The organism is Nocardia sp. NPDC057663, assembly GCF_042799895.1.
Classification (GTDB): Bacteria; Actinomycetota; Actinomycetes; order Mycobacteriales; family Mycobacteriaceae; genus Nocardia.
In genome coordinates this window covers 38,296-59,809 of the sequence record NZ_JBHVHX010000025.1, presented here as the reverse complement: position 1 = coordinate 59,809, position 21,514 = coordinate 38,296, and the positions used below count along the sequence as shown (strand labels likewise).

The window sequence follows — 21,514 nt, the reverse complement described above, 5'->3', positions numbered from 1 at the left end:
CACCGCCAACTCGCGGACGCCACAGCGACGTCGTGGCAAACTCGGTGCGGTGCGCGCCCCAGTACACCAGCCCTGCCGTCCGACCGCGAGGCAGTGTCGGCGATGACCCAGTGGCTCGACCCCGTCGAACAGCGGGCGTGGCAGGCGATCGTGGCGCTCATGGCCCGGATCCCGGGCGCACTGGATACCCGCTTGCAACGTGAGTCCGGGCTGACCCATTTCGAGTTCCGGGTGCTGAGCCTGCTCTCCGAGGAAGCGGGCCATCGCCTGCAACTGAGTGATCTCGCCCACAAAGCAAATGCGTCGCTATCGCGACTGTCGCATGTGGTCTCCAAGCTGGAGCGGCTGGGCTGGGCCCGCCGCGACACCACCGCGGGCAGGCGCGGGGTGCATGCCGTGCTCACCGACGCCGGTTTCGAGAAGGTGCTCGAGGCGGCGCCCGGGTATGTGGACGCTGTGCGCAGACTGGTCCTGGACGGCCTCGACGCCGAGCAGACCGCCCAGCTGGCCGAGCTCGGGAAAACCCTGTCGGACCGGCTGAACCGCGTGCTCGCCGAGGACGGCGACTAGTCGGCCGCCAGCAGCACGTCGGTGTCGAAGCAGGTGTGCGTGCCGGTGTGGCAGGCCGCGCCCTCCTGATCGACGATCAGCAGGATCGTGTCGCCGTCGCAGTCGAGCCGCACCTCGTGCACGTACTGGGTGTGGCCCGAGGTCTCGCCTTTGACCCAGTACTGCTGCCGCGAGCGCGAATAGTAGGTGCCCTTGCGGGTTTCGATGGTCCTGGCCAGCGCCTCGTCGTCCATCCACGCCATCATCAGCACGTCGCCGGTCGACTTCTCCTGGGCGACGGCGGCGACCAGACCCGCCTCGTTGCGCTTGAGGCGTGCGGCGATGGCGGGATCCAGACTCATGCCTCGTTTATAACAGCCGCACCGTGGCGGCCCGGCTGCCCGGTCTGCAGCTCGATCGCCACCAGCAGTTCGACCAGGTCGTTGACGCTGCGCACATTGCGGCCGGTGAGTTCCTGGATCCGCCCGAGCCGGTACTTGGCTGTGTTGAGGTGGATCCGCAGGGTGTCGGCGGCCTCGCGCAGGTTCATGTCGGCGGCGGCGAAGGCGCGGATGGTCTCGGCCAGCGAGCCGCCGCGGGCGCGGTCGTCGGCCAGTGCGCTGCCGATGCGCGGGTCGACGAGCTGGCGGGTGGTGTCGTCGGCGCGCAGCAGCAGGTACCGGAACGGCGTCATCTGCGGCAGGGCGAGGACGCCGCCGTCCTCGGGCAGCAGGGCGAGCGCGGCCTGGGCCTGCCGGTAGGCGCGCGGAATCTGGGCGACCTCGGTGACCGCGGTGCTCACGCCGACGGCGAGCGCGATGCCCTCGGCGGCGAGCTCCGCGCGCATCGCGCGCAGTCGTTCGCACAGCTGCTCGGCGGAACCGTCGCGCCCGAGCGCGGGAATCGCCACGATCTCGCCGCCACGCACCACCGAGAGCGTGCGCAACCCGTTGACGCCGACTCGCGCCGCGGCGGCCGATACCAATTGCCTTGTCTCGCCGAGTCCGTCGGCGGAGTCGGTCCGCACCCCGTCGAGCACGACGGCGGTCACGACGACCAGCGGCGTGGTGCGCTCGGCGCCGATCCCGTGCGCGGTGGCCACCGACAGATGCGGCCCGCCCGCGGGCAGCGTTCCTTCGAGCAGTGTGTCCATCAGCGCCTGGCTGTCCCGGCCCGATTCGGCCGCCACGTACTGCTGGAACTCCAGGTAGGCGTCGGTGGCCTGGGTGCTGATCAGGTCGGTGTAGCGGGCCAGCGGGCCGGCCAGTGACAGCACGGCCTCGCGGCCCGCCTCGGTGTCGCCGGCGTGGGCGAGCAGTGATTTCCAGATGGCGCGCTGACCCAGCCGGAACGCGGCGATGTAGTCGACCAGCGGCAGACCCGAGCGCGCCCGGCGCGCGGCGGCCTGCCTGGCGTAGGTGACATCGGCCGGGGTGACCCGCTTGCGCTCGAGCAGCGCGCCAAGGCCGGTGCGGCTGAGCCGGGCCAGCTGGTCGTGCACGTCGGCGAGGAAGCCGGGGTCGGCGGTCCCGTAGCCGGGCAGCTGGGCACGCAGCTTGGTCATCACGTCGTCGGCGATGTCGTCGGCGTGGTCGTAGGCGCAACTGACGATCCGCGCGCGCTCGGCGTGCACCGGGTCCGAGTTCGACGCGATGAGCAAATGTGATCCAGCCGACATGTCCGGGGAGTTTGCATGTCCGGTTTCCCGGTGTCAACCAGGTCCGGCCATGTCCGCAGCGGACGAGATCGCGCGAAGAATTTGGTCCGCAACGTCCGATGTGGCCGGTGACCTGCGAACTTACCGTCGTCGCATGCTCGAAATAACCAACCTGACGGTGCGCTTCGGCGGGATCACCGCCCTGCGGGAGGTCGGGTTCGCGGTCGCTCCCGGCGAGATGGTCGGCCTGATCGGACCGAACGGCGCGGGCAAGACCACCCTGTTCAACTGCATGACCCGGCGTAACCGCCCGACCTCGGGCACCCTGCGCTATCGCGACACCGACCTGTCGACCGTCCGGCCCGACGCGCTGGCCGGCCTCGGTATCGCCCGCACCTTCCAGAACCTCGGCCTGTTTCCCCGGCTGTCGGTCCGCGACAACGTCCTCGTCGGCGCACACCACCGTGCCACCGCCGGTTTCGTCTCGGCCGGCCTGCGCCTGCCGAAGGTCCGCCGGGAGGAACGGGCGCTGCGCGCCGAGGCCGACGACCTGCTCGAGCGGCTCGACCTGACCGCGGTGGCCGACCATCCGGCGGCGGGCCTGCCCTTCGGCACGCTCAAACGCATCGAGCTGGCCAGGGCGCTCGCGGTCCGGCCGCGGCTGCTGCTGCTCGACGAGCCGGTCAACGGCCTCAGCCACGGCGAGGTCGACGAATTCGCCGAACGCCTGCGCGCCCTCCAAGCCGATCTGGACCTCACCGTCGTGGTCGTCGAACACCACATGGGTTTCGTCATGGGCACCTGCGATCGCGTGGTGTGCCTCGAGTTCGGGCAGGTCATCGCCGAGGGCGAACCCGAAGCGGTGCAACGCGATCCGGCCGTCATCCGGGCCTATCTGGGAGCGGCGGCATGAGCGGTCAGCGGCCGGAGGCGGCAGCGGAGCGTGACCACGGAGGCCGCCCGAGCATGCCGAAGGGATCCAGCATGAGCGATTTTCTGTCCGTCACTGATCTGCACGCCGGCTACGGCGCGGCGAAAGTGCTCCACGGCGTGAGCTTCTCGGTCGCCGAGGGCGCGGTGTGCGCGATCCTGGGCCCCAACGGCGCAGGCAAGACGACCCTGCTGCGCGCCCTGTGCGGCATGGTCAAGGTCCGCGGCACGCTGCGGCTGGACGGCACCGAGGTGACCGGCCGCGCACCGGAGGCGATGGCCCGCCTCGGCGTCGCCCACGTCCCCGAGGGCCGTGGCACCTTCGCGCCGCTGTCGGTCGAGGAGAACCTGCGCCTGGGCGCCTACATCCGGCGTGACCGCTCGGGCACCGAGGCCGACCTGCGCCGCATCTACGACTACTTCCCGATCCTGCGCGACAAGCGCCGCGACCCGGCCGGCGGTCTGTCCGGCGGCCAGCAGCAGATGCTCGCCATCGGCCGGGCGCTGATGCTGCGGCCCCGGCTGCTGCTGCTCGACGAACCCTCGCTCGGGCTTTCCCCGCTGGTCACCCAGGAGCTGTTCGGGATCGTGCACACCATCAACGAAGAGGAACGCACCACCGTGATCGTCGTCGAACAGAACGCTCACCTGGCACTGGGCATCGCCCACCAGGCGCATGTGCTCGAGACCGGGCGCATCGTGTTGTCGGGCACCGCGGAACAGATCAGGGCTGATGATCAGGTCACCCGCTCCTACCTCGGAATCCGGGTGCAGCCGTGACCGAATTCGTGCAGCAGCTCGTCGAGGGACTTTCGGCGGGCGCGATCTACGCCGGCCTGGCGCTGGCGCTGGTCCTGATCTACCGGTTCACCGGGATCGTCAACTTCGCCCAGGGCGAGCTGGCCATGTTCTCGGCGTTCCTGGCCTGGCAGCTCAGCCAGACCATGCCGTTCTGGGCGGCGCTGCCACTCACCCTGGCCATCTCCTTCGCCGCGGGCATGCTCATCGAGCGGGTGATCATCCGTCCGGTCGAGGGCGCCCCCGAGATCACCCTGGTGATCGTCACGGTCGGATTGTTCTTCACCGTCCACGCGGTGGCCGGCTGGATCTGGTCGTATCAGGTGAAGTCGTTCCCGAATCCGTTCCCGGACGGTGCTTTCCGCACCGGTGGCATCAGCATCGGCTACGGCAGCCTCGGCATCTTCGCCGTCGTCGGTGTGGTGATGGGACTGCTGTATCTGCTGTTCCGCTACACCGGGATCGGCTTGGCGATGCGGGCTGTGGCGTGTAATCCGCAGTCGGCCAGGCTGGTCGGCATCCGGGTCGGCACGGTGCTCGCGCTCGGCTGGGGCCTGGCCGCACTGGTCGGCGCGGTCTCCGGTGTGCTGTCGGCGCCGCTGCTGTTCCTCGAACCCAACATGATGGGCGGCGTCCTGATCTACGCCTTCGCCGCGGCCACCCTCGGCGGATTCGACTCCCCCGGCGGCGCGGTGGCGGGCGGCCTGATCGTCGGCGTCGCCGAAACCCTCACCGGCGCCTATGTCGACGCGATCGGCACCGAACTCAAGATCGGTGTGCCGCTGGTGATCATCCTGGGCGTGCTGTTGCTGCGCCCGCAAGGTCTGTTCGGACACGCGGCGGTGGAACGAGTATGAGCGAAGTAGAACTCTCCGACAAGACAGTGACGGCCGCTTCCGCTGTCCCGCAAGCGACTTCAGTCCTGACCAGGGTGAGCGCATTCCGGTGGCCGCTGCTCGCGACGGCGGCACTGCTGGTGCTCGCCTGTGCAGCCCCCTTCCAGCTGGTGCCCTTCCACACCTTCCAGCTCGCCATGGCGATGGTCTACGCGGTCACCCTGCTCGGATTGAACCTGCTGGTCGGCCACACCGGTCAGATCTCGCTCGGCCACGGCGCGTTCTTCGCGGTCGGCGCCTACACCGCGGCGGTGGCGATGGAACGTTGGGACACACCGTATTTCGCTACCATCCCGATCGCGGCCGCGGTGACCTTCGCGCTCGGATTCGCGCTCGGCATCCCGGCGCTGCGGCTGCGCGGGCTGTACCTGGCGCTGGTCACCCTGGCGATCGCGATCTTCCTGGTGCCGCTGCTCAAGCGGTTCGACGGGCTGACCGGCGGCTCGATGGGGCTCACCATCACCAAGCCGGTGGCGCCCGCGTGGACCGGACTGGCCGAGGACCAGTGGCTGTACTTCCTGGCCCTGGTCACCACCGTTGTCAGCTTCGTACTGGTCGCCGGGATGCTGCGGTCCCGGGTGGGGCGCGCGCTGCATGCCGTGCGGGACAACGAGATCGCCGCCGAGGTGCTCGGCGTGAACCTCGCCCACTACAAGACCCTCGCCTTCGCCTGGAGCGCGCTGCTGGCCGGTGTCGCGGGCGCTGTCTACACGTGGGTGATCGGCTTCGTCTCGCCGGATTCGTTCGCGCTGACCCTGTCGGTGACGCTGCTGGCCGGGCTGGTCGTCGGCGGGCTCGGCACCACCTGGGGCCCGGTGCTCGGCGGGTTGTTCGTGATGTTCGTGCCCAGCTTCGCCCAGGACGTCAATCAGGCGGCGCCCGGCGTCATCTTCGGACTGCTGATCATCGCGGTCATGTACCTCGCGCCCACGGGACTGGCCGGTCTGGCCGGCCGGCTGGCGCAACGGCTCGAACATCTCGTTCGGAAAGGGAAAAAACATGCGCACTAAGGCGATTCACTCGCTCGGCATCGCGGCGGCGCTGCTCGCGACACTCACCGCCTGCGGTGGTCGTGGCGCCGATACCGGCACCGTCGGCCTCGGCGACTGCCAGGGCCAGCAGACCACGGGCATCACCGACACCACCATCAAACTCGGCGGGGTGTACCCGCTGTCGGGTCCGGCCTCGGCGTACAGCGAAGTCCCCAAGGGCATCAAGGCCTACTTCGACTACGTCAACGCCGAACAGGGCGGCATCGACGGCCGCAAGGTCGAGTACCTGGTGCGCGACGACAGCTACCAGCCACCCAAGACCGTCGAGGAGACGCGCCGCCTCGTCGAGCAGGACCAGGTGTTCGCGGTCTTCCAGACCCTCGGCACCGCCACGTCCTCGGCGGTGTGGGACTACCTCGGCCAGCGCAAGGTGCCGCAGGTGTTCGTCGCCACCGGCGCGACGAAGTTCGGCGCCGACGCCGAGCACCCGTGGACCATGGGCTGGCAGCCCAGCTATCGCACCGAGGGCCTGGCCTACGCCCAGTACGTGAAGACGCAGCGCCCCGACGCGACGGTGGCGGTGCTGTACCAGAACGACGACTTCGGCAAGGACCTGCTCGCCGCGTTCACCGAGGGCGTCGCAGGCAGCGGCGTCAAGGTGGTCGCGCAGCAGAGCTTCGAGGTCACCGATCCCACCGTCGACGCGCAGGTCCGCAATCTGGCGAACTCGAAAGCCGATGTGCTGCTGAACTTCTCGACCCCGAAGTTCGCCTCGCAGGCGCTGGCCGCCGATGTGCGCAACACCGACTGGAATCCGCTGCACGTGGTGACCCAGGTGTCGAACACGATGGCCACGCTGCGGCCGGTCGGCCTGGAGAACGTCCAGGGCACGGTCACCGCGGCCTTCCTCAAGGACCCGGCCGACCCGCGCTGGGCCCAGGACGCGGGCATGCAGACCTTCAAGTCGAAGCTGGCGCAGTACGCGCCCGGCGCCGATCCGGAGAACCAGCACGCCATGGCCGGCTGGACGATGGCCGAGAGCTTCCGCAAGACCATGGAATCGGCCGAGTGCCCGACCAGGGAGGGCCTGCGCGACGCGATGCGCTCCCTCGACAACGTCTCGGTCGACCTGCTGCTGCCCGGCATCACGATGAAAACCGGTGCGAGCGACGGCTATCCGCTCGAAGCCGTCGGCATCCAGACCTTCTCGGGCAACCACTGGTCGCTCACCGACGGCCTGATCGACACCGGCAAGTAGCCCCCATCGTTCCGCGGCACGCCGCGAAACACCCGAAGTACACCTCCGATCGATGAGGATCACCGATGAAGATGTCCACCACACTCGCGACCGCCGCCATGACGGCGCTGACCCTGTGTATCGGCGCGGGCACCAGCCACGCCGACCCGGCACCGGCGCAGACCGACGTGCACTACGAGGTCAGCAGGCAGGGCGACGCCGCCGTCCTGACCACCACCGACGGCAAACTCCAGGTCGTCGGCGACCAGCTGGTGCTCACCACCGGCGCCGACGTCCCGGTCGCCGCGCTGCCGCTGTCCTACCGCATGGACGACAAGGTCTTCCCGATCGCCGCCACGATCGACGGCGGCAAAGCCACCCTGACACCGTCCAAGGACAACGGTGCCACGGCGGCCGCCGCGACGAACGTGATCACCCAGGACTCGGCCGTGAAGCAGGTCGCCGAATCCTTCACCCCGCGTGACCAGACGGCGCTCGGCATCTTCGCCCAGCGCCTGACCATCGGCAGCGCCGTGGCGGCCATCATCGGCGCCGTGCTGGGCGGCGGTATCGGTTGCCTGGTCGGTGGCGCGGCGGGTGCGGCCATCGCCAGCCCGGTGATCGTGCTGCTGGTCCCGTGGGTCGGCGCCACGGTCGCCGGGTGTGTGCTCGGCGCGGCCACCCTCGGCGCGGTCGGCGGCATGGTCGGGCTGGTCACGGTCGGCGGGCCGCTGGCGCTGTTCGCGGCGTACCAGTACTTCTCGACGATCGTCGCGCCGTGCCCGGCCGAACTCGGCGCGTACTGCAAGGACCCCGCGGTGCCCGCCCCCGCGAAGTAGCACCGTCCCACCGCACCCCGCCGGCCCGCCCGATCCACGTTCGGGCGGGCCGGCTCGTGGCCGTTCCCGGCCGGTAAGGAATTCCTGATGCGCAGAACAGTTTTCGACGCCGATCACGCCGCGTTCCGGGCGACGATGCGCGCGTTCATCGAATCCGAGGTCGTGCCGAGTTTCGGCAAGTGGTACGAGGACGGTCTCGTGCCGCGCGAATTCTATTACCGGCTGGGCGAACTCGGCGTCTTCGGGCTCGAGGCGCCGGTCGAGTTCGGCGGGGCCGGTCGCGAGTCGTTCGGCTACCGGACCGTGCTCGCCGAGGAGATCGCGCGGGCCGCTGTCTCCTTCGGGGGTTCGAGCGCCCACGTCACCCGGTGCCTGCCGCTGGTCAAGACGCTGGCGACACCGGCGCAGCAGGCACGGTGGATGCCCGGAATCGTCACCGGCGACACGATGTTCGCGCTGGCGGTGGCCGAGCCCGGCACCGGTGCGGAGCCGACCGGCATGCGCACCACCGCGCCACTGTCCGTCGACGCCGGCACGTACGTGGTGAACGGATCGAAGACCTACGTCACCGGTGGCGTGCACGCCGACCGGGTCATCGTGTGCGCCCGCACGGCCGCGCCGCGCCCCGGCGACCCGTCCTACGGTCTGTCCCTGCTGGTCGTCGACGCGACCGCCGCGGGCTTCCGGGTCGGGCGCCAGCTCGACACGCTGGGCCGAAAAGTCAGCGGCACCGCCGAACTCACCTTCACCGATGTGCGGGTGCCCGCCGCCGACCTGCTCGGCACGCCACACCAGGCCATCGAACATCTCGCCGGACAGCTGCCGCAGGAACGCCTCGGCATCGCCGTCGGCGCCTACGCCCAGGCCAAGGCCGCGATCCGCTTCGCGCGCAAGCACACCCAGGAACGCATCGCCTTCACCCACCCCGTCTCGGCCTTCCAGAACACCAAGTTCGAACTCGCCGCCTGCCAGACCGAGGTCGACGCCGTCGAGGCGGTCGTCGATCGCGCGCTCGCCGCGCACGACCGCGGCGAACTCGGCGACGCCCACGCCGCCTCGGCGAAACTGTTCGCCACCGAAACCGCGGGCCGGGTCATCGACCGCTGCCTGCAATTGCACGGCGGCGCAGGCTATCTCACCGACTCCCCCATCGCCCGCCTCTACGCCGACCACCGCATCGACCGCATCCAGGGCGGCAGCAGCGATGTGCTGCGAACGATCATCGCCGCCGAAATGGGGCTGTAGTTCCCGACATCGGCGGTTGTCTACAATCAGTCCGACATTTTCATACGAGGGGGGATTGACGAATCCGCAGCGGTGAATCCGAAGTTCACGGCCGTCGCGGCCCCCGGCCATCGGATGAGCGCGCACTACACCCACGACGCGATGCACCTGCAGCAGACCACCGGACAGGTCACCATCCGCTACGCCGACTTCAAACGGGTGATCACCCAGGGCGACGTAGTGTTCCTGCAGCCCAAGGGCACTCAGGGATTCGTCGTCCCCGGCGAGGTCGTGCCCGACGCCGCGCTGACCCGCCTGCGCGGCGCCCTCGCCTGAGGATGTGTCAGCGGACGGTGATGCCGTCCGCGCGCATGGCGTCCTTGACCTGGCCGATGGTGAGGTCGCCGAAGTGGAAGACGCTGGCGGCCAGGACCGCGTCGGCGCCCGCGTGGACGGCCGGCGGGAAGTGCTCGACCGCGCCCGCGCCGCCGCTGGCGATCACCGGGACACTCACGGCGGCGCGGACCGCGGCGATCATCGGCAGGTCGAAGCCGACCTTGGTGCCGTCGGCGTCCATGGAGTTCAGCAGGATCTCGCCGACGCCGAGTTCGGCGCCGCGGATGGCCCATTCGACGGCGTCGATGCCTGTGCCGCGCTTGCCGCCGTGGGTGGTGACCTCCCAGCCGGACGGGGTGTCGGGCTGGCCGTCGGGCACGGTGCGCGCGTCGACCGAGAGCACGATGCACTGCGCGCCGAAGCGCTGCGACATCTCGAACAGCACCTCGGGGCGGGCGATGGCGGCGGTGTTCACCGACACCTTGTCCGCGCCGGCGCGCAGCAGCCGGTCGACGTCTTCGACCGTGCGCACGCCGCCACCGACGGTGAGCGGGATGAAGATCTGCTCGGCGGTGCGGGTCACCACGTCGAGCATGGTGCCGCGATCGCCGGTGGACGCGGTGACGTCGAGGAAGGTGAGTTCGTCGGCGCCCTGGGCGTCATAGGTGGCGGCCAGCTCGACCGGGTCGCCCGCGTCGCGCAGGTTCTGGAACTTGACACCCTTGACCACCCGGCCCGCGTCGACATCCAGGCAGGGAATCACGCGGACGGCCAAGGTGCTCGGCGCCGCCGTGTCCGGCCGTTCGTCAGTGCGCGGTGTCATGGTGTTCACCCTCGTTCCTCTTCGCTGACGGTGCAGATCATGTCCAGGAGTTCTTCGTGCACCCCGGGCGCGGCGGCCAGCACCGAACCGGAGGTGATCGTCCACGGTGCGCCCGCCAGGTCGGTGACCACGCCGCCCGCGGCCCGCACCAGCGCGACACCGGCCGCGTTGTCCCACGGATGGTGCCCGAACACGACCGCGCCGCCGAGCACGCCGGAGGCCGTGAACGCGAGGTCGATGCCGGTGGCGCCGTGCATGCGCACCCGCGAGGACAGCCTGCTCAGCGCGCCGAGCAGATCGAACCGGAACTGACCGGGGATACGGCCCGCCGAGTCGAGGTTGAAGGCGCCGAACCCGATCATCGCGTCGGCGAGCTTGCCCGGTTCCAGCGGCGGCATCGCGACGCCGTCGACGAGCAGCGGACCGCCCGCGACCGCGGAATAGCGGTGTCCGAGCAGGGGCAACCAGGTCAGGCCGATGACCGGTTCGCCCTCGTGCACCAGCGCGAGCAGCGTGCCCGACATGGGGTGGCCGGAGGAGTAGTTGAAGGTGCCGTCGATCGGGTCGAGCACCCAGGCCGTGCCCGAGGTGAGCGCGGGACCGCCGAATTCCTCGCCGTGCACCGCGATGCCGGTGCGCTGCTGCAGTTCGGCGGTGATGGTGCGTTCCAGCTCGAGGTCGAGTTCGGTGGCGAAGTCGTTGCGGCCCTTGGTGACCGCGCTCGGCGCACCGATCCCCTCGACGAAGCGCGGGACGACCCCGTCCAGTACCTGGGTGGCGACGGCCAGCAGGTCGGTCAGTTCGGCGGTGCTCGGTGCGGCGGTCATCGTGGGTGTCAGCGCACCGCGGCCAGGGCCTCGGGCAGGGTGAACCTGCCCGCGTAGAGCGCCTTGCCGATGATCGCGCCCTCCACGCCGTCGGCGGCCAGGCCTGCGATGGCGACGAGGTCGTCGAGCACCGAGATACCGCCGGAGGCGACCACCGGCGCCTCGGCGGCGTTGGCGACCTCGCTCAGCAACTCGAGGTTGGGGCCGGTCAGCGTGCCGTCCTTGGAGACGTCGGTGACGACATAGCGCGCGCAACCGTCGCGCTCGAGGCGTTCGAGCACTTCCCACAGGTCGCCGCCGTCGGTCACCCAGCCGCGACCACGCAGCCGCCATTCCCCGTCGATCTGCTTGACGTCGAGCCCGACCGCGATCCGGTCGCCGTACTCACCGAGCACCCGCGCACACCACTGTGGGTTCTCGATCGCCGCGGTACCGATGTTGACCCGCGCGCACCCGGTTGCCAGCGCCGCCTTCAGCGAGTCGTCGTCGCGGATACCGCCGGACAGCTCGACCTTGACATCGAGCTCACCGACGACCTGGGCGATCAGCTCCCGATTGCTCCCCTTGCCGAATGCCGCGTCCAGGTCGACCAGATGCACCCACTCGGCACCGGCCTGCTGCCATGCCAGCGCCGCGTCCCGCGGCGACCCGTAGCTGGTTTCGCTACCGGCCTCCCCCTGCACGAGGCGCACAGCCTCACCATTGGCGACATCGACAGCGGGCAACAGCACAAGACTCACATGATCAGACTAGTAGGTCTGCGCCGCCGATCCCGCCACCGGTCCGTGCGGGTGAGGTCCGTGTCACTGCGCTCAGGCGCAGCGGCGGCGGAGTTCGGGAACGCCGCCGCCGGTGAGTTCGTCGAGGACGACGGTGCGGCCGACGACAGCGAGGGCGATGGCCTCGCCGGGGCCGCGGACTTCCGGGCCGTCGCCCCAGGACCATCCGATATCGGTGGCGACGAACCGCAGGCCCCTGGTCCGCTTACCCGGGGAGGCGAACGGGTCCGGATAGGACAGGACGGCGATCAGCCGATCAGCGGGAATGGTGCGCGGGCGATGCAGTGGCCGTCGGATGTCCTGCTGGTGCACCATCAGGTCCGACAGCATGAGCCGCGGCGAGAATCTCGACAGCCTGCCCGATTCGTGTTCGAACTTGTGCACCAGCTGCGCGGTCGGCAAGTCCGCGAACGAGGCGGCGAGCGCGTTGTTGATCCGGTCCACCGAACCGCGGTTGCGCGCCGCGGCGGCCGCGTAGTCGAGTGGGCCGAGCGTGTCCGTCAGCAGGTGACCGACGACATCGCGCACCCGCCAGCCCGCGCACAGCGACGGTGTCTCCCACTCCTGCTCGGTGAGCCCGCGTAGCAGGTCGATCAGTTCCCGACGTTCGTCGGCCAGCATCCCCCGATAGCTCATGTGGCCCACCCTAAGCCAGCGTGGCGCAGTCTGGAACCGGTTCGGCTCGGACTCCTGTGGGCGAGAAACGACGTCGATTCGCCGCCGCCGGACACTCCCGAACTTTGCTGATCGACCGGATGGGTACGCCGCCCTACCGAGGCCGTACGGGACAATGGGAGACGCGAAAAGTTCGCTGCTGCCCGCCGGGCAGCTTCCTCGACGGACAAGGATCCCGCAGCTCGTGGCCAAGCAGAATCGTCGTCGGCGCACCGGACGGCGACCGGCGGCCGCCGTCGGACTTCCGGTCGAGGCCGCACTGTCGGGTGATCCGTCGCAGGTCGCCGACGCGATCGCGACCGTCGCCTTCCTCGCGGCCCAGGGCGACACCACCGCGATCGAGCGGTTCGCCGAGCAGGTGGCCGGTGCGGACCTGGCTCAGGGAGTGCAGCTCGCCGGTGCGCGGATCATCGACCGGGCGTTCGAGTTCGGCTGGTTGCCCGCCGACATCCATGCGGCCGCGCGCAGGCGGGTGGACGAGTTCGCGGCCGGTTATCTGACCGATCTGATGGCCGCGCACCGCGTCGACTTCGCCGCCGAAGCTGTCGACGAGATCTGGCAGTCGCAGCTGGACGAGTTGAGCGCCACGGTGTGGTGGACAGCGGAGCGCCCTCACCTCGCGCAGTGGGCCGACCGCGCGCTGCTCACCGGCCAGGAAGCCCTCGCCGCCGCGCTGACCGCCCTGTCCCTGCTCATCCGCCTGCCGAAACTCGAACAGATCCTGCCGCTCCCCGGCGCCGCGCGCCGGCAGGCCCACCACCATGTCGACGAGAAGACCCTCGGCCGGGTCCGCGGCCTCCTGGCCAAAGCCGAGTCGACCTCCTTCGCCGAGGAGGCCGAAACCCTCTCGGCCAAGGCGCAGGAACTCATGACCAAATACGCGATCGACCGCGCCCTGCTCGACCACGGAACCACCGGCCACGACCGCCCCGCCGCCCGCCGAATCTGGCTGGAGACCCCCTACACCGACGCCAAAGCCCTCCTGATCGACATGGTCACCCGCGCCAACCGCTCCCGCGCGATCTTCGTCGCCGACTGGGGCTTCGTCACGATCGTCGGCGACGACACCGACCTCGACGCCGTCGAACTCCTGTCCACATCGCTCCTGGTCCAAGCCACCCGCGCGATGATCGAGACCACGACCACCGAGGAATCCCGCTCCCGCCACTACCGCAAGGCCTTCCTCACCGCCTACGCGGCCAGAATCGGCGAGCGCCTCACCAAGGCCGCCGAGGCGACGATCGCCGAATCCGCCGATCCCGCACGCCTGCTCCCGGTCCTCGCCTCCCACCAGCAGCGAGTGGACCAGGCCTTCGACACCTACTTCCCCACCGTCCGCACCAAGGGCATCACGATCCGCAGCGAGCAGGGCTGGGACGCGGGCACCGAGGCCGCCGACCGAGCCCGCTTCGACAACCACTGACCGTCTGGGGAACGGCGGCCACGCTGCTGCGCGAGCAACTGGCCGAAACGGCAACGTGGGCAGGCCGATTCGCTGTCACGACCCGGTTCCTCACCGACCGTGCCTCGACCGGTGCTCGACCTGCACCGCCTACCGCTGCGCCTGCCCGGCGGAGCCGATCGGGGAACAGCAGCACCCGAACTACAGCGACCCGATCCAGTTGCGCAGCAGCTGAGCACCCGCGTCGCCGGACTTCTCCGGGTGGAACTGGGTGGCCGAGAGGACGCCGTTCTCGACGGCGGCGAGGAAGGGGACGCCGTGCTCGGCCCAGGTGAGCTTCGGGGGCGCGATGTGCTCGTTCTCGGGAAGTTCCCACTGCTGGGCGGCGTAGGAGTGGACGAAGTAGAAGCGGGTGTCGGCGTCGAGGCCGGCGAACAGGGTGCTGTCGGCGGGGGCCTTGACCGTGTTCCAGCCCATGTGCGGGAGGACGGGTGCGTCGAGGCGGGCGACCGTGCCCGGCCATTCGCCGCAGCCTTCGGTTTCCACGTCGAACTCGACGCCGCGGTCGAACAGGATCTGCATGCCGACGCAGATGCCGAGAACCGGGCGGCCACCGGCGAGGCGCTGGCCGATGATGCGCTCACCGCGCACCTCCCGCAGCCCGGCCATACAGGCCGCGTACGCGCCGACACCGGGGACGACCAGTCCATCGGCGGCGAGCGCGGCCTGCGGGTCGGCGGTGACCTCCACCTGCGCGCCCGCGCGCACCAGCGCGCGCTCGGCGGAGTGCAGGTTGCCGGAGCCGTAATCCAGCAGGACGACGGATTTCGAACTCACAGCACGCCTTTCGTGGACGGAACGCCGCTCACCCGCGGGTCGATCTCGACGGCCGCGCGCAGAGCCCGCGCCACCGCCTTGAATTCGGCCTCGGTGATGTGGTGCTGGTCGCGGCCGTAGAGCACGCGCACGTGCAGCGCGATCCGCGCGTTCTGCGCGATCGACTCGAACACGTGCTTGTTGAGCACGGTCGAGTACGAGGCGCCGGGGCCCGCGCTCGGAATGATGGTGTGCACCAGGTGTTCCGGCTCGCCGGTGAACACGCAGTACGGCCGGCCGGACACGTCGACGGCGGCGTGCGCGAGGGTCTCGTCCATCGGGATGAACGCGTCGCCGAAGCGGCGGATGCCCTTCTTGTCGCCCAGCGCCTTGCCCAGCGCCTGACCGAACACGATCGCGGTGTCCTCGACCGTGTGGTGCGCCTCGATCTCGATGTCGCCCTCGGCCCGCACGACCAGGTCGAACCCGGCGTGCGCGCCCAGCGCCGTCAGCATGTGGTCGTAGAACGGGACACCGGTGGAGATCTCGGTCTGCCCGGTGCCGTCGAGGTTCAGCTCGACCAGAATGCTGGATTCCTTGGTGACGCGCTCCACCCGCGCTGTTCTGCTCATATCAATTGCCTCCAGCGGTCAGTGGGTGAGGTCGGTGCTCGCGATGTCGCGGCTCACGCGCAGGAACTCGTCGTTCTCCGCGGCGAGCCCGACGGTGGCGCGCAGGTAGCCGGGGATGCCGACGTCGCGGATCAGCACACCGGCGTCGAGGTAGTGCTGCCAGGCGCGTGCGGCGTCGGTGAACCGGCCGAAGAGGATGAAATTGGCGTCGCTGGGAATCACCTCGAAGCCCTGCTCCGCCAGCGCGGCGGCGACCCGGTCCCGCTGCGCCGCCAGTTCCGCGACACTGCCCAGGGTTTCGTCGGCGTGCCGCAGGGCGGCGCGCGCCGCGGCCTGGGTGACCACCGACAGGTGGTAGGGCAGGCGCACCAGCAGGATCGCGTCGATCACGGCGGGCGAGGCGGCCAGGTAGCCGAGGCGGCCGCCGGCGAAGGCGAACGCCTTGCTCATGGTGCGGGTGACCACGAGCTTGGTCGGGAACCGGTCGATCAGCGTGATCGCGCTCGGCGCGGCCGAGAACTCGCCGTACGCCTCGTCGACGACGACGATGCCGGGCGCCGCCGCGAGCAGTCGCTCGAGCTCGTCGATCGGGATGCTGTGCCCGGTCGGGTTGTTCGGGCTGGTCACGAACACCACGTCGGGGTGGTGTTCGGTGATCTGCGCGACGGCGTAGTCGATGTCGAGGGAGAAGTCGCCGCTGCGCTTGGCCTCGATCCACTCGGTGTCGATGCCCTCGGAGATGATCGGGTGCATCGAGTACGAGGGCACGAAACCCAGTGCGCTGCGGCCGGGTCCGCCGAAGGCCTGCAGCAGCTGCTGCAGAATCTCGTTGGAGCCGTTGGCCGCCCACACATTGGCGGTGTCGACGGCGACGCCGGTCTGACGGGTCAGGTACGCGGCGAGATCCGCGCGCAGGGCGACGGCGTCACGATCCGGGTACCGGTGCAGGTCGGCGGCGGCCGCGCGCACCGATTCGGCGACGTCGTCGATCAGCGCCTTGCTCGGCGGGTGCGGGTTCTCGTTGGTGTTGAGCTGCACGGGCACCGTCAATTGCGGTGCGCCGTACGGGGATTTGCCGCGCAGGTTGTCGCGCAGCGGCAGCTGCTCCAGGGTCGCCGAGGCGCCGGGCACGGTGGGAGTACTCACGACAGTGCCTCGAAACGCGCCTGCACGGCCTGGCCGTGGGCGGGCAGGTCTTCCGCGTTGGCCAGGGCGACGACGTGTCCGGCGACATCCTTCAGCGCGGCCTCGGTGTACTCCACGATGTGGATGCCACGCAGGAAGGTCTGCACACTCAGCCCGGACGAGTGCCGCGCGCAGCCCGCGGTGGGCAGCACGTGGTTGGAACCGGCGCAGTAGTCGCCCAGGCTGACCGGCGCCCACGGGCCGACGAAGATCGCGCCGGCGCTGCGCACCCGCGCCGCGACAGCCGCGGCGTCGGCGGTCTGGATCTCGAGGTGCTCGGCGGCGTAGGCGTCGACGACACGCAGACCCTGGGCGATGTCGTCGACGAGGACGATCCCGGACTGCTTGCCGCTGAGCGCTTCCCGCACCCGCGCGTCGTGCTTGACCACGGTGAGCTGGGCATTCAGCGCCGCGTCGACCGCATCGGCCAGCGCCACGGAGTCGGTGACCAGCACGCTGGCGGCGAGCACGTCGTGCTCGGCCTGGCTGATCAGGTCGGCCGCCACATGCACCGGATCGGCGGTGGCGTCGGCGAGCACCGCGATCTCGGTGGGGCCCGCCTCGGCGTCGATGCCGACCAGGCCGCGGCACAGCCGCTTGGCCGCGGTGACGTAGATGTTGCCGGGACCGGTGATGAGGTCGACCGGTTCCAGCGCGGCGCCGTCGGTGTCGGTGCCGCCGTAGGACAGCAGCGCCACGGCCTGCGCGCCGCCGACCGCCCACACCTCGCCGACGCCGAGCAGCGCGGCGGCCGCCAGGATCGTCGGGTGCGGCAGGCCGCCGAACTGGGCCTGCGGCGGCGAGGCCACGACCAGCGACTCCACGCCCGCGGCCTGGGCCGGGACGACGTTCATCACGACCGAGGACGGGTAGACGGCATTGCCGCCGGGCACGTACAGACCGACCCGCTCGACCGGCACCCACTTCTCGGTGACGGTGCCGCCGGGCACCACCTCGGTGACGGTGTCGGTGCGGCGCTGGTCGGCGTGTACCTTCCTGGTCCGCTCGATGGCGACCTCGAGCGCGGCGCGCACGGCCGGGTCCAGCTCGTCGAGCGCCTTGGTCAGCTCGGCGACGGGGACGCGCACCGCGCTCGGGCGCACGCCGTCGAACTTCTCGCTGTAGTCCAGCGCGGCCTCGGCGCCCCGGTCGCGGATGTCCTCGACGACCGGCCGCACATGATGCAGCACCGAGTCGACGTCGACCCCTCCGCGCGGCAGCGCGGTGCGCAGCTCGGCAGCGGAGGGAGTACGACCGCGCAGATCGACGCGGGCGAGCTCGATGCGGGAAGTCATATCGGGGTGCAGTCCTGTCTGTGCGTGGCTCAGGTCAAGTACCAGCCTAATGGGCGCCCACTATCGGTTTTCCAGCACATCCCGCCGAAGACGACGGACCCGGCAGGGTTGTCCCTGCCGGGTCCGTCTCGATCGGTCGTCGGAAGCCGAACGTCAGCGGGTGTCGCCGTCGATCCGCAGGCTGCCGTTGGAGTTCACGACCCGCATGACCATGGCCTTGGTCTGGCCGTTGATGGTGATGCTGGCCAGGCGCATGTCGGTCGAGCCGTCGGCATTGTTGCCCTTGACCGCGGTGATGCTGGCGAAGGTGTCGACGGTGCGGTCGTTCCAGTACTCGCGGAACGCGGACTCACTGCCGTAGACCTTCTGCGCGGCCGGGGTGAGCAGCGACCACGAACCGGCCGGGTTGGAGAAGAAGTCCTCCACCAGCAGGCCGGCTGAGCCGATGTCCACCGTGCCGACATTGGCGGTCTGGCCGAGCGCGGCCGGGGCCGCGCTGGGCGACGCGGGACCCGCGGAGACCCGCACCGAGGTCGACGGGTTTGCCTGCACCTGCGGCGAATTCGAGTCCGAGCTGCTCATCGCGCTGATCGCGACGGCGATCGCCGCGACCACGGCGCCGACGCCGGAACCGATCAGCACCGCACGGCCCTTGCCCGCCTGCTTGCGCGGGACAGGTGCGGGCTGGGTGGTCGTCGGCGGATGCGCGGCGGTGTCGTGCCGCACCGGCGGGCGCGGGTTCGACCGGATCTGCCGGGTCGTCGCGGTGGACGCGCCCGCATGCGAGGTCCGGTGACCCGACTGCCGGATCACCTGGGTCGCGGCCGCGGAGTTGCGGCGGCCGTAGGCCTCGCTGGCAGGCACGAACCCGGCGGGCACGGCGTCGTCGTCGGCGAACGCGGCCAGCGCGTCGCGGGCCTCGGTCATCGTCGGCCGGTCCAGCGGTTCCGGGCTGAGCAGGTCGAGCAGGAAATCGGTGGCCTGGCCCGCATTGCGCGGCTCGCGCACCTGGCCGTTGGCCGCGGCGTAGAGCACGGCTAGTGGGTTGGCGTTGGCGCCGTAGGGCGGTTCACCCTCGAGCGCGTGGAACAGCGTCGCACCCAGCGCGAACACGTCGGCGGCCGGCGTCGGATCGGCACCGCGCGCGACCTCGGGCGCCAGGTAGGCGGCGGTGCCGCAGATCAGGCCCGTCTCGGTGAGGGTGACGTCACCGGCGGCGCGGGAGATGCCGAAGTCGGTGATTTTCACCTCACCGTGGTCACCGAGCAGGATGTTGCCCGGTTTCACGTCACGGTGCACCAGGCCGGCCTGGTGGGCGGCGATCAGCGAGGACGCGACCTGCTCACCGATGCGGGCGACCTCGGTCAGCGGCAGCGGACCCTTCTGCCCCAGCTCGGCGGCCAGGCTGACCGACTTGAGGTACTCCATCACCAGGCACGGGTCACCGTTGTGCTCGGTGATGTCGAAGACGACGATGGCGTTGGGATGCTGGAAGCGCGCCGCGTTGCGGGCTTCCCGAATCGCACGCTGGCGCAAGACATCCCGCTCACCCTCGGGCAGGCTGGGCTTGATGTGGATCTGCTTCACAGCCACGGAGCGTTGGAGGCGTTCGTCGACAGCGCGCCATACAACGCCTGTGCCGCCGCTACCAATACGCTCGACCAGGCGGTAATGCTCCGCGATCTTCTGACCGGTATCGATGGCGCCTACTCCGAACCTTCTCGAAATTGTGACATCCCGCGTATTGACCATGGATATGGTCCGTCGACGAGTGTAGCTGGCCCGGTGTGGACCGCGTGCGGCAGCGTGGGTATTGCTCGCCCACAGAGCGTGACATAGATCATCGTTTGGCTCGCAGCATCCGTCCGGCCGCCTCCACCGCGGGGCCCGAACTGCCGGCGTCGGCGACGAAGACCGCGAACGCGAGGTCGCCGTCGATGCCGACGAACCAGCCGTGCGCGTGCTTGTCGTCGAGGTATTCGGCGGTGCCGGTCTTGCCGAGCAGCCCCGGAATATCGCGCAGCGCGGTGGCGGTTCCGGCGGTCACCGTCTCTCCCATCATGGTCTCTATCTGCGACGTCACGTCTGCGGGGACCGCTGCGGACGCCCGGTCCGCGGTACCGGGCCGCCCGCGCACGATGGCGGGCGCGGGCGCGGAGCCGTGCGCGAGCGAGGCGGCGACGAGCGCCATCCCGAACGGCGAGGCGGTGACGCTGCCCTGCCCGATGCTCGACTCCACCCGCTGCGCCGGGTTCTGCGCGGGTGGAACCTTCCCGGTGACGGTCGTCAAGCCGGGTGTCACATAATCCACGCCCAGACCCAGCTGCGCGGCGGCCGCGGTGAGCCCGTCGGTGGGCAATCGCACGCCGAGTTCGGCCATCGTGGTGTTGCACGAGCGCGCGAACGCGGTGTGCAGCGGCACCGGACCGAGATCGAAGCCGTTGTCATTGGGAATCGTGCGGCCCTCGATGGTCGCGCGACCGGGGCAGGGCAGCACGGTGTCGATAGTCACGCCGCCCGCCTGCAACGCGGCCGAGACCGTGACGGTCTTGAAGGTGGAGCCGGGCGGGTAGAGGCCGGTGAGCGCGATCGGGCCCTGGGCGTCGGCCTGCGCGTTCTGCGCGACGGCGAGCACTTCCCCGGACGACGGCCGCAGGGCGACGATCGCGGCGGGCTGGGTCAGCGGAGTCAGGGCGGCCTCGGCCGCGTTCTGCAGGTCGATGTCGACGGTGGTCGCGATATCGGTGGTCGGGGTCGCGTCGGGTCCGGCGACGCGCTGGGTGCCCTCGGCGGTCTGCGCGCGCACCGCCCACCCCGCCGCGCTGTCGGCCTGCTGCTGCCAGAGTTCGGCCAGACCCGAGGTCGTGGGTCCGGCCAGGGTCTTGTCGACGGTGAGCAGCCTGGTCTGCGGTGCGAGCGTCACGCCGCGCACTCCGCTCAGCGCCTGCCGGCCCGGGGCGATGTCGGCCTCGCGCAAGGCGACCGCGGCGATCGGTTTGCCCTGCGCCGCAGCCAGATCCGCCTGCAACGCGGCCTCGGTGACACCGTGCGGTGCGAGCTGCGCGGCCGCGGCGGCCAGGTCGGCGTCAGGGGCGACGTTCACCAGCGTCACGACCTGCTGGGTCATCAGGTCACCGCCCGAGGAGTCCAGCACGCGCGCGGGTTTCGGGTAGACGGGGCTGTAGCTGAGCGGTCCGAGTTCGAGCCCGGGGGCGACCGTCGCGGGATTCCAGTCGATCTTCCAGCCGTCGGTGTCGGCGGCGGTGCCCGTCGTGGTGTAGGTCCACTCGTTGCGGCCGTCCGGACCGAATCTCCAGGTGGATTCGAGGGTGAAAGAGCTGTCGCCGGTGGCCGACACCCGGACCGAGTCGTTCTTTCCGAGGTTCTCGAACAGCGTGGTCAGGGCCGGGCGGGCCTGGTCGGGTACGTCGGTGAGTGCCGCGGCTGCGGCCGCGTCACCGCTGCTCAGGGCGGCGGCGAAAGCGTCGGCGACGGTCTGTGGCTGATCGGGTCCCGACGAGCACGCGACCGGCACCAGGGCGAGCGCGAGGAGCAGGACCGGTGTCTTGCGGGAGATGCGCACAGGGGCGAGGGTAGCCGGAGTCACGGCGTCCGTGCGCAT

Annotated in this window: 22 protein-coding genes; 10 read left to right on the top strand and 12 right to left on the bottom strand. The window is 70.3% G+C overall.

Features of this window, described 5'->3' with window-relative positions; genetic code table 11:
* Positions 1–102 precede the first annotated feature (102 nt).
* Positions 103–570 (top strand): MarR family winged helix-turn-helix transcriptional regulator, encoded by a 468-nt coding sequence (locus tag ACFVAV_RS31905; RefSeq protein WP_379039306.1) that lies wholly within the window; start codon positions 103–105, stop codon positions 568–570.
* Here the strand turns inward: ACFVAV_RS31905 and hisI are convergent.
* Positions 567–911: a phosphoribosyl-AMP cyclohydrolase gene (gene hisI / locus ACFVAV_RS31900; RefSeq protein WP_189033976.1), complete on the bottom strand. Its 345-nt coding sequence runs from the start codon at positions 909–911 to the stop codon at positions 567–569. The two genes, ACFVAV_RS31905 and hisI, sit on opposite strands and share 4 nt — an antisense overlap.
* Positions 908–2,227, bottom strand: coding sequence for a PucR family transcriptional regulator (locus tag ACFVAV_RS31895; RefSeq protein ID WP_379039305.1), 1,320 nt, complete (start codon positions 2,225–2,227; stop codon positions 908–910). Before ACFVAV_RS31895 ends, hisI begins: the two co-directional genes overlap by 4 nt.
* 133 nt (positions 2,228–2,360) lie before the next feature.
* Here ACFVAV_RS31895 and ACFVAV_RS31890 point away from each other — a divergent pair, with 133 nt between their 5' ends.
* The 8 genes from ACFVAV_RS31890 (at position 2,361) to ACFVAV_RS31855 (ending at position 9,458) form a co-directional block, all read left to right on the top strand.
* Positions 2,361–3,119: an ABC transporter ATP-binding protein gene (locus tag ACFVAV_RS31890; protein WP_379039304.1), complete on the top strand. Its 759-nt coding sequence runs from the start codon at positions 2,361–2,363 to the stop codon at positions 3,117–3,119.
* Between the two features lie 71 nt (positions 3,120–3,190).
* Complete coding sequence (locus ACFVAV_RS31885) at positions 3,191–3,916, top strand: ABC transporter ATP-binding protein (RefSeq protein WP_379039303.1); 726 nt, start codon at positions 3,191–3,193, stop codon at positions 3,914–3,916.
* Entirely contained in the window at positions 3,913–4,791 is an 879-nt protein-coding gene (locus ACFVAV_RS31880; RefSeq protein ID WP_379039302.1) for a branched-chain amino acid ABC transporter permease, read from the top strand. Before ACFVAV_RS31885 ends, ACFVAV_RS31880 begins: the two co-directional genes overlap by 4 nt.
* Positions 4,788–5,840 (top strand): branched-chain amino acid ABC transporter permease, encoded by a 1,053-nt coding sequence (locus ACFVAV_RS31875; protein ID WP_379039301.1) that lies wholly within the window; start codon positions 4,788–4,790, stop codon positions 5,838–5,840. Before ACFVAV_RS31880 ends, ACFVAV_RS31875 begins: the two co-directional genes overlap by 4 nt.
* Positions 5,830–7,080, top strand: coding sequence for an ABC transporter substrate-binding protein (locus ACFVAV_RS31870; protein WP_379039300.1), 1,251 nt, complete (start codon positions 5,830–5,832; stop codon positions 7,078–7,080). Before ACFVAV_RS31875 ends, ACFVAV_RS31870 begins: the two co-directional genes overlap by 11 nt.
* Positions 7,081–7,145: 65 nt before the next feature.
* The gene (locus ACFVAV_RS31865; RefSeq protein WP_379039299.1) at positions 7,146–7,898 is read left to right on the top strand and encodes a hypothetical protein; all 753 of its coding nucleotides are present in this window, start codon (positions 7,146–7,148) and stop codon (positions 7,896–7,898) included.
* 87 nt (positions 7,899–7,985) lie between these two features.
* The gene (locus tag ACFVAV_RS31860; protein WP_379039298.1) at positions 7,986–9,143 is read left to right on the top strand and encodes an acyl-CoA dehydrogenase family protein; all 1,158 of its coding nucleotides are present in this window, start codon (positions 7,986–7,988) and stop codon (positions 9,141–9,143) included.
* A gap of 72 nt (positions 9,144–9,215) precedes the next feature.
* Positions 9,216–9,458: a YcxB family protein gene (locus ACFVAV_RS31855; RefSeq protein WP_379039297.1), complete on the top strand. Its 243-nt coding sequence runs from the start codon at positions 9,216–9,218 to the stop codon at positions 9,456–9,458.
* Positions 9,459–9,465: 7 nt separating this feature from the next.
* Here ACFVAV_RS31855 and hisF read toward each other — a convergent pair whose 3' ends face one another.
* The 4 genes from hisF to ACFVAV_RS31835 form a co-directional block, all read right to left on the bottom strand.
* Entirely contained in the window at positions 9,466–10,281 is an 816-nt protein-coding gene (gene hisF / locus ACFVAV_RS31850) for an imidazole glycerol phosphate synthase subunit HisF (RefSeq protein WP_379039296.1), read from the bottom strand.
* Between the two features lie 5 nt (positions 10,282–10,286).
* Complete coding sequence (locus ACFVAV_RS31845) at positions 10,287–11,108, bottom strand: inositol monophosphatase family protein (RefSeq protein WP_379039295.1); 822 nt, start codon at positions 11,106–11,108, stop codon at positions 10,287–10,289.
* Positions 11,109–11,116: 8 nt separating this feature from the next.
* On the bottom strand, positions 11,117–11,848 hold the full coding sequence (priA, locus tag ACFVAV_RS31840) for a bifunctional 1-(5-phosphoribosyl)-5-((5-phosphoribosylamino)methylideneamino)imidazole-4-carboxamide isomerase/phosphoribosylanthranilate isomerase PriA (RefSeq protein ID WP_379039294.1): 732 nt from the start codon (positions 11,846–11,848) through the stop codon (positions 11,117–11,119).
* Positions 11,849–11,920: 72 nt separating this feature from the next.
* Positions 11,921–12,523, bottom strand: coding sequence for a maleylpyruvate isomerase family mycothiol-dependent enzyme (locus ACFVAV_RS31835; RefSeq protein WP_379039293.1), 603 nt, complete (start codon positions 12,521–12,523; stop codon positions 11,921–11,923).
* 223 nt (positions 12,524–12,746) lie between these two features.
* Between ACFVAV_RS31835 and ACFVAV_RS31830 the strand changes: the two genes are divergently transcribed.
* Positions 12,747–13,985: a DUF2786 domain-containing protein gene (locus tag ACFVAV_RS31830; protein WP_379039292.1), complete on the top strand. Its 1,239-nt coding sequence runs from the start codon at positions 12,747–12,749 to the stop codon at positions 13,983–13,985.
* A gap of 180 nt (positions 13,986–14,165) precedes the next feature.
* On the opposite strand, the gene hisH is transcribed toward ACFVAV_RS31830, so the two are convergent.
* From hisH to ACFVAV_RS31800, 6 genes are all read right to left on the bottom strand, one after another.
* Positions 14,166–14,801, bottom strand: coding sequence for an imidazole glycerol phosphate synthase subunit HisH (gene hisH / locus ACFVAV_RS31825; protein WP_379039291.1), 636 nt, complete (start codon positions 14,799–14,801; stop codon positions 14,166–14,168).
* A complete protein-coding gene (hisB, locus tag ACFVAV_RS31820) occupies positions 14,798–15,412 on the bottom strand; it encodes an imidazoleglycerol-phosphate dehydratase HisB (RefSeq protein ID WP_189033963.1) in 615 nt (204 codons plus the stop codon). Before hisB ends, hisH begins: the two co-directional genes overlap by 4 nt.
* An 18-nt stretch (positions 15,413–15,430) precedes the next feature.
* Positions 15,431–16,558: a histidinol-phosphate transaminase gene (locus tag ACFVAV_RS31815; RefSeq protein ID WP_379039290.1), complete on the bottom strand. Its 1,128-nt coding sequence runs from the start codon at positions 16,556–16,558 to the stop codon at positions 15,431–15,433.
* Positions 16,555–17,892 carry a histidinol dehydrogenase gene (hisD, locus tag ACFVAV_RS31810; protein ID WP_379039289.1) on the bottom strand — a complete coding sequence of 446 codons (1,338 nt, stop codon included), beginning with the start codon at positions 17,890–17,892 and terminating at the stop codon, positions 16,555–16,557. Before hisD ends, ACFVAV_RS31815 begins: the two co-directional genes overlap by 4 nt.
* Before the next feature lie 153 nt (positions 17,893–18,045).
* Positions 18,046–19,644 (bottom strand): serine/threonine-protein kinase, encoded by a 1,599-nt coding sequence (locus ACFVAV_RS31805; RefSeq protein ID WP_379039288.1) that lies wholly within the window; start codon positions 19,642–19,644, stop codon positions 18,046–18,048.
* A gap of 88 nt (positions 19,645–19,732) precedes the next feature.
* The gene (locus ACFVAV_RS31800; RefSeq protein WP_379039287.1) at positions 19,733–21,514 is read right to left on the bottom strand and encodes a penicillin-binding transpeptidase domain-containing protein; all 1,782 of its coding nucleotides are present in this window, start codon (positions 21,512–21,514) and stop codon (positions 19,733–19,735) included.

Coding starts and splice junctions, on each gene's coding strand:
- ACFVAV_RS31905 (WP_379039306.1), top strand. CDS start 103: ATGACCCAGTGGCTCGACCCCGTCGAACAGCGGGCGTGGCAGGCGATC.
- hisI (WP_189033976.1), bottom strand. CDS start 911: ATGAGTCTGGATCCCGCCATCGCCGCACGCCTCAAGCGCAACGAGGCG.
- ACFVAV_RS31895 (WP_379039305.1), bottom strand. CDS start 2,227: ATGTCGGCTGGATCACATTTGCTCATCGCGTCGAACTCGGACCCGGTG.
- ACFVAV_RS31890 (WP_379039304.1), top strand. CDS start 2,361: ATGCTCGAAATAACCAACCTGACGGTGCGCTTCGGCGGGATCACCGCC.
- ACFVAV_RS31885 (WP_379039303.1), top strand. CDS start 3,191: ATGAGCGATTTTCTGTCCGTCACTGATCTGCACGCCGGCTACGGCGCG.
- ACFVAV_RS31875 (WP_379039301.1), top strand. CDS start 4,788: ATGAGCGAAGTAGAACTCTCCGACAAGACAGTGACGGCCGCTTCCGCT.
- ACFVAV_RS31870 (WP_379039300.1), top strand. CDS start 5,830: ATGCGCACTAAGGCGATTCACTCGCTCGGCATCGCGGCGGCGCTGCTC.
- ACFVAV_RS31865 (WP_379039299.1), top strand. CDS start 7,146: ATGAAGATGTCCACCACACTCGCGACCGCCGCCATGACGGCGCTGACC.
- ACFVAV_RS31860 (WP_379039298.1), top strand. CDS start 7,986: ATGCGCAGAACAGTTTTCGACGCCGATCACGCCGCGTTCCGGGCGACG.
- hisF (WP_379039296.1), bottom strand. CDS start 10,281: ATGACACCGCGCACTGACGAACGGCCGGACACGGCGGCGCCGAGCACC.
- ACFVAV_RS31845 (WP_379039295.1), bottom strand. CDS start 11,108: ATGACCGCCGCACCGAGCACCGCCGAACTGACCGACCTGCTGGCCGTC.
- ACFVAV_RS31835 (WP_379039293.1), bottom strand. CDS start 12,523: ATGAGCTATCGGGGGATGCTGGCCGACGAACGTCGGGAACTGATCGAC.
- hisB (WP_189033963.1), bottom strand. CDS start 15,412: ATGAGCAGAACAGCGCGGGTGGAGCGCGTCACCAAGGAATCCAGCATT.
- hisD (WP_379039289.1), bottom strand. CDS start 17,892: ATGACTTCCCGCATCGAGCTCGCCCGCGTCGATCTGCGCGGTCGTACT.
- ACFVAV_RS31805 (WP_379039288.1), bottom strand. CDS start 19,644: ATGGTCAATACGCGGGATGTCACAATTTCGAGAAGGTTCGGAGTAGGC.
- ACFVAV_RS31800 (WP_379039287.1), bottom strand. CDS start 21,514: ATGCGCACGGACGCCGTGACTCCGGCTACCCTCGCCCCTGTGCGCATC.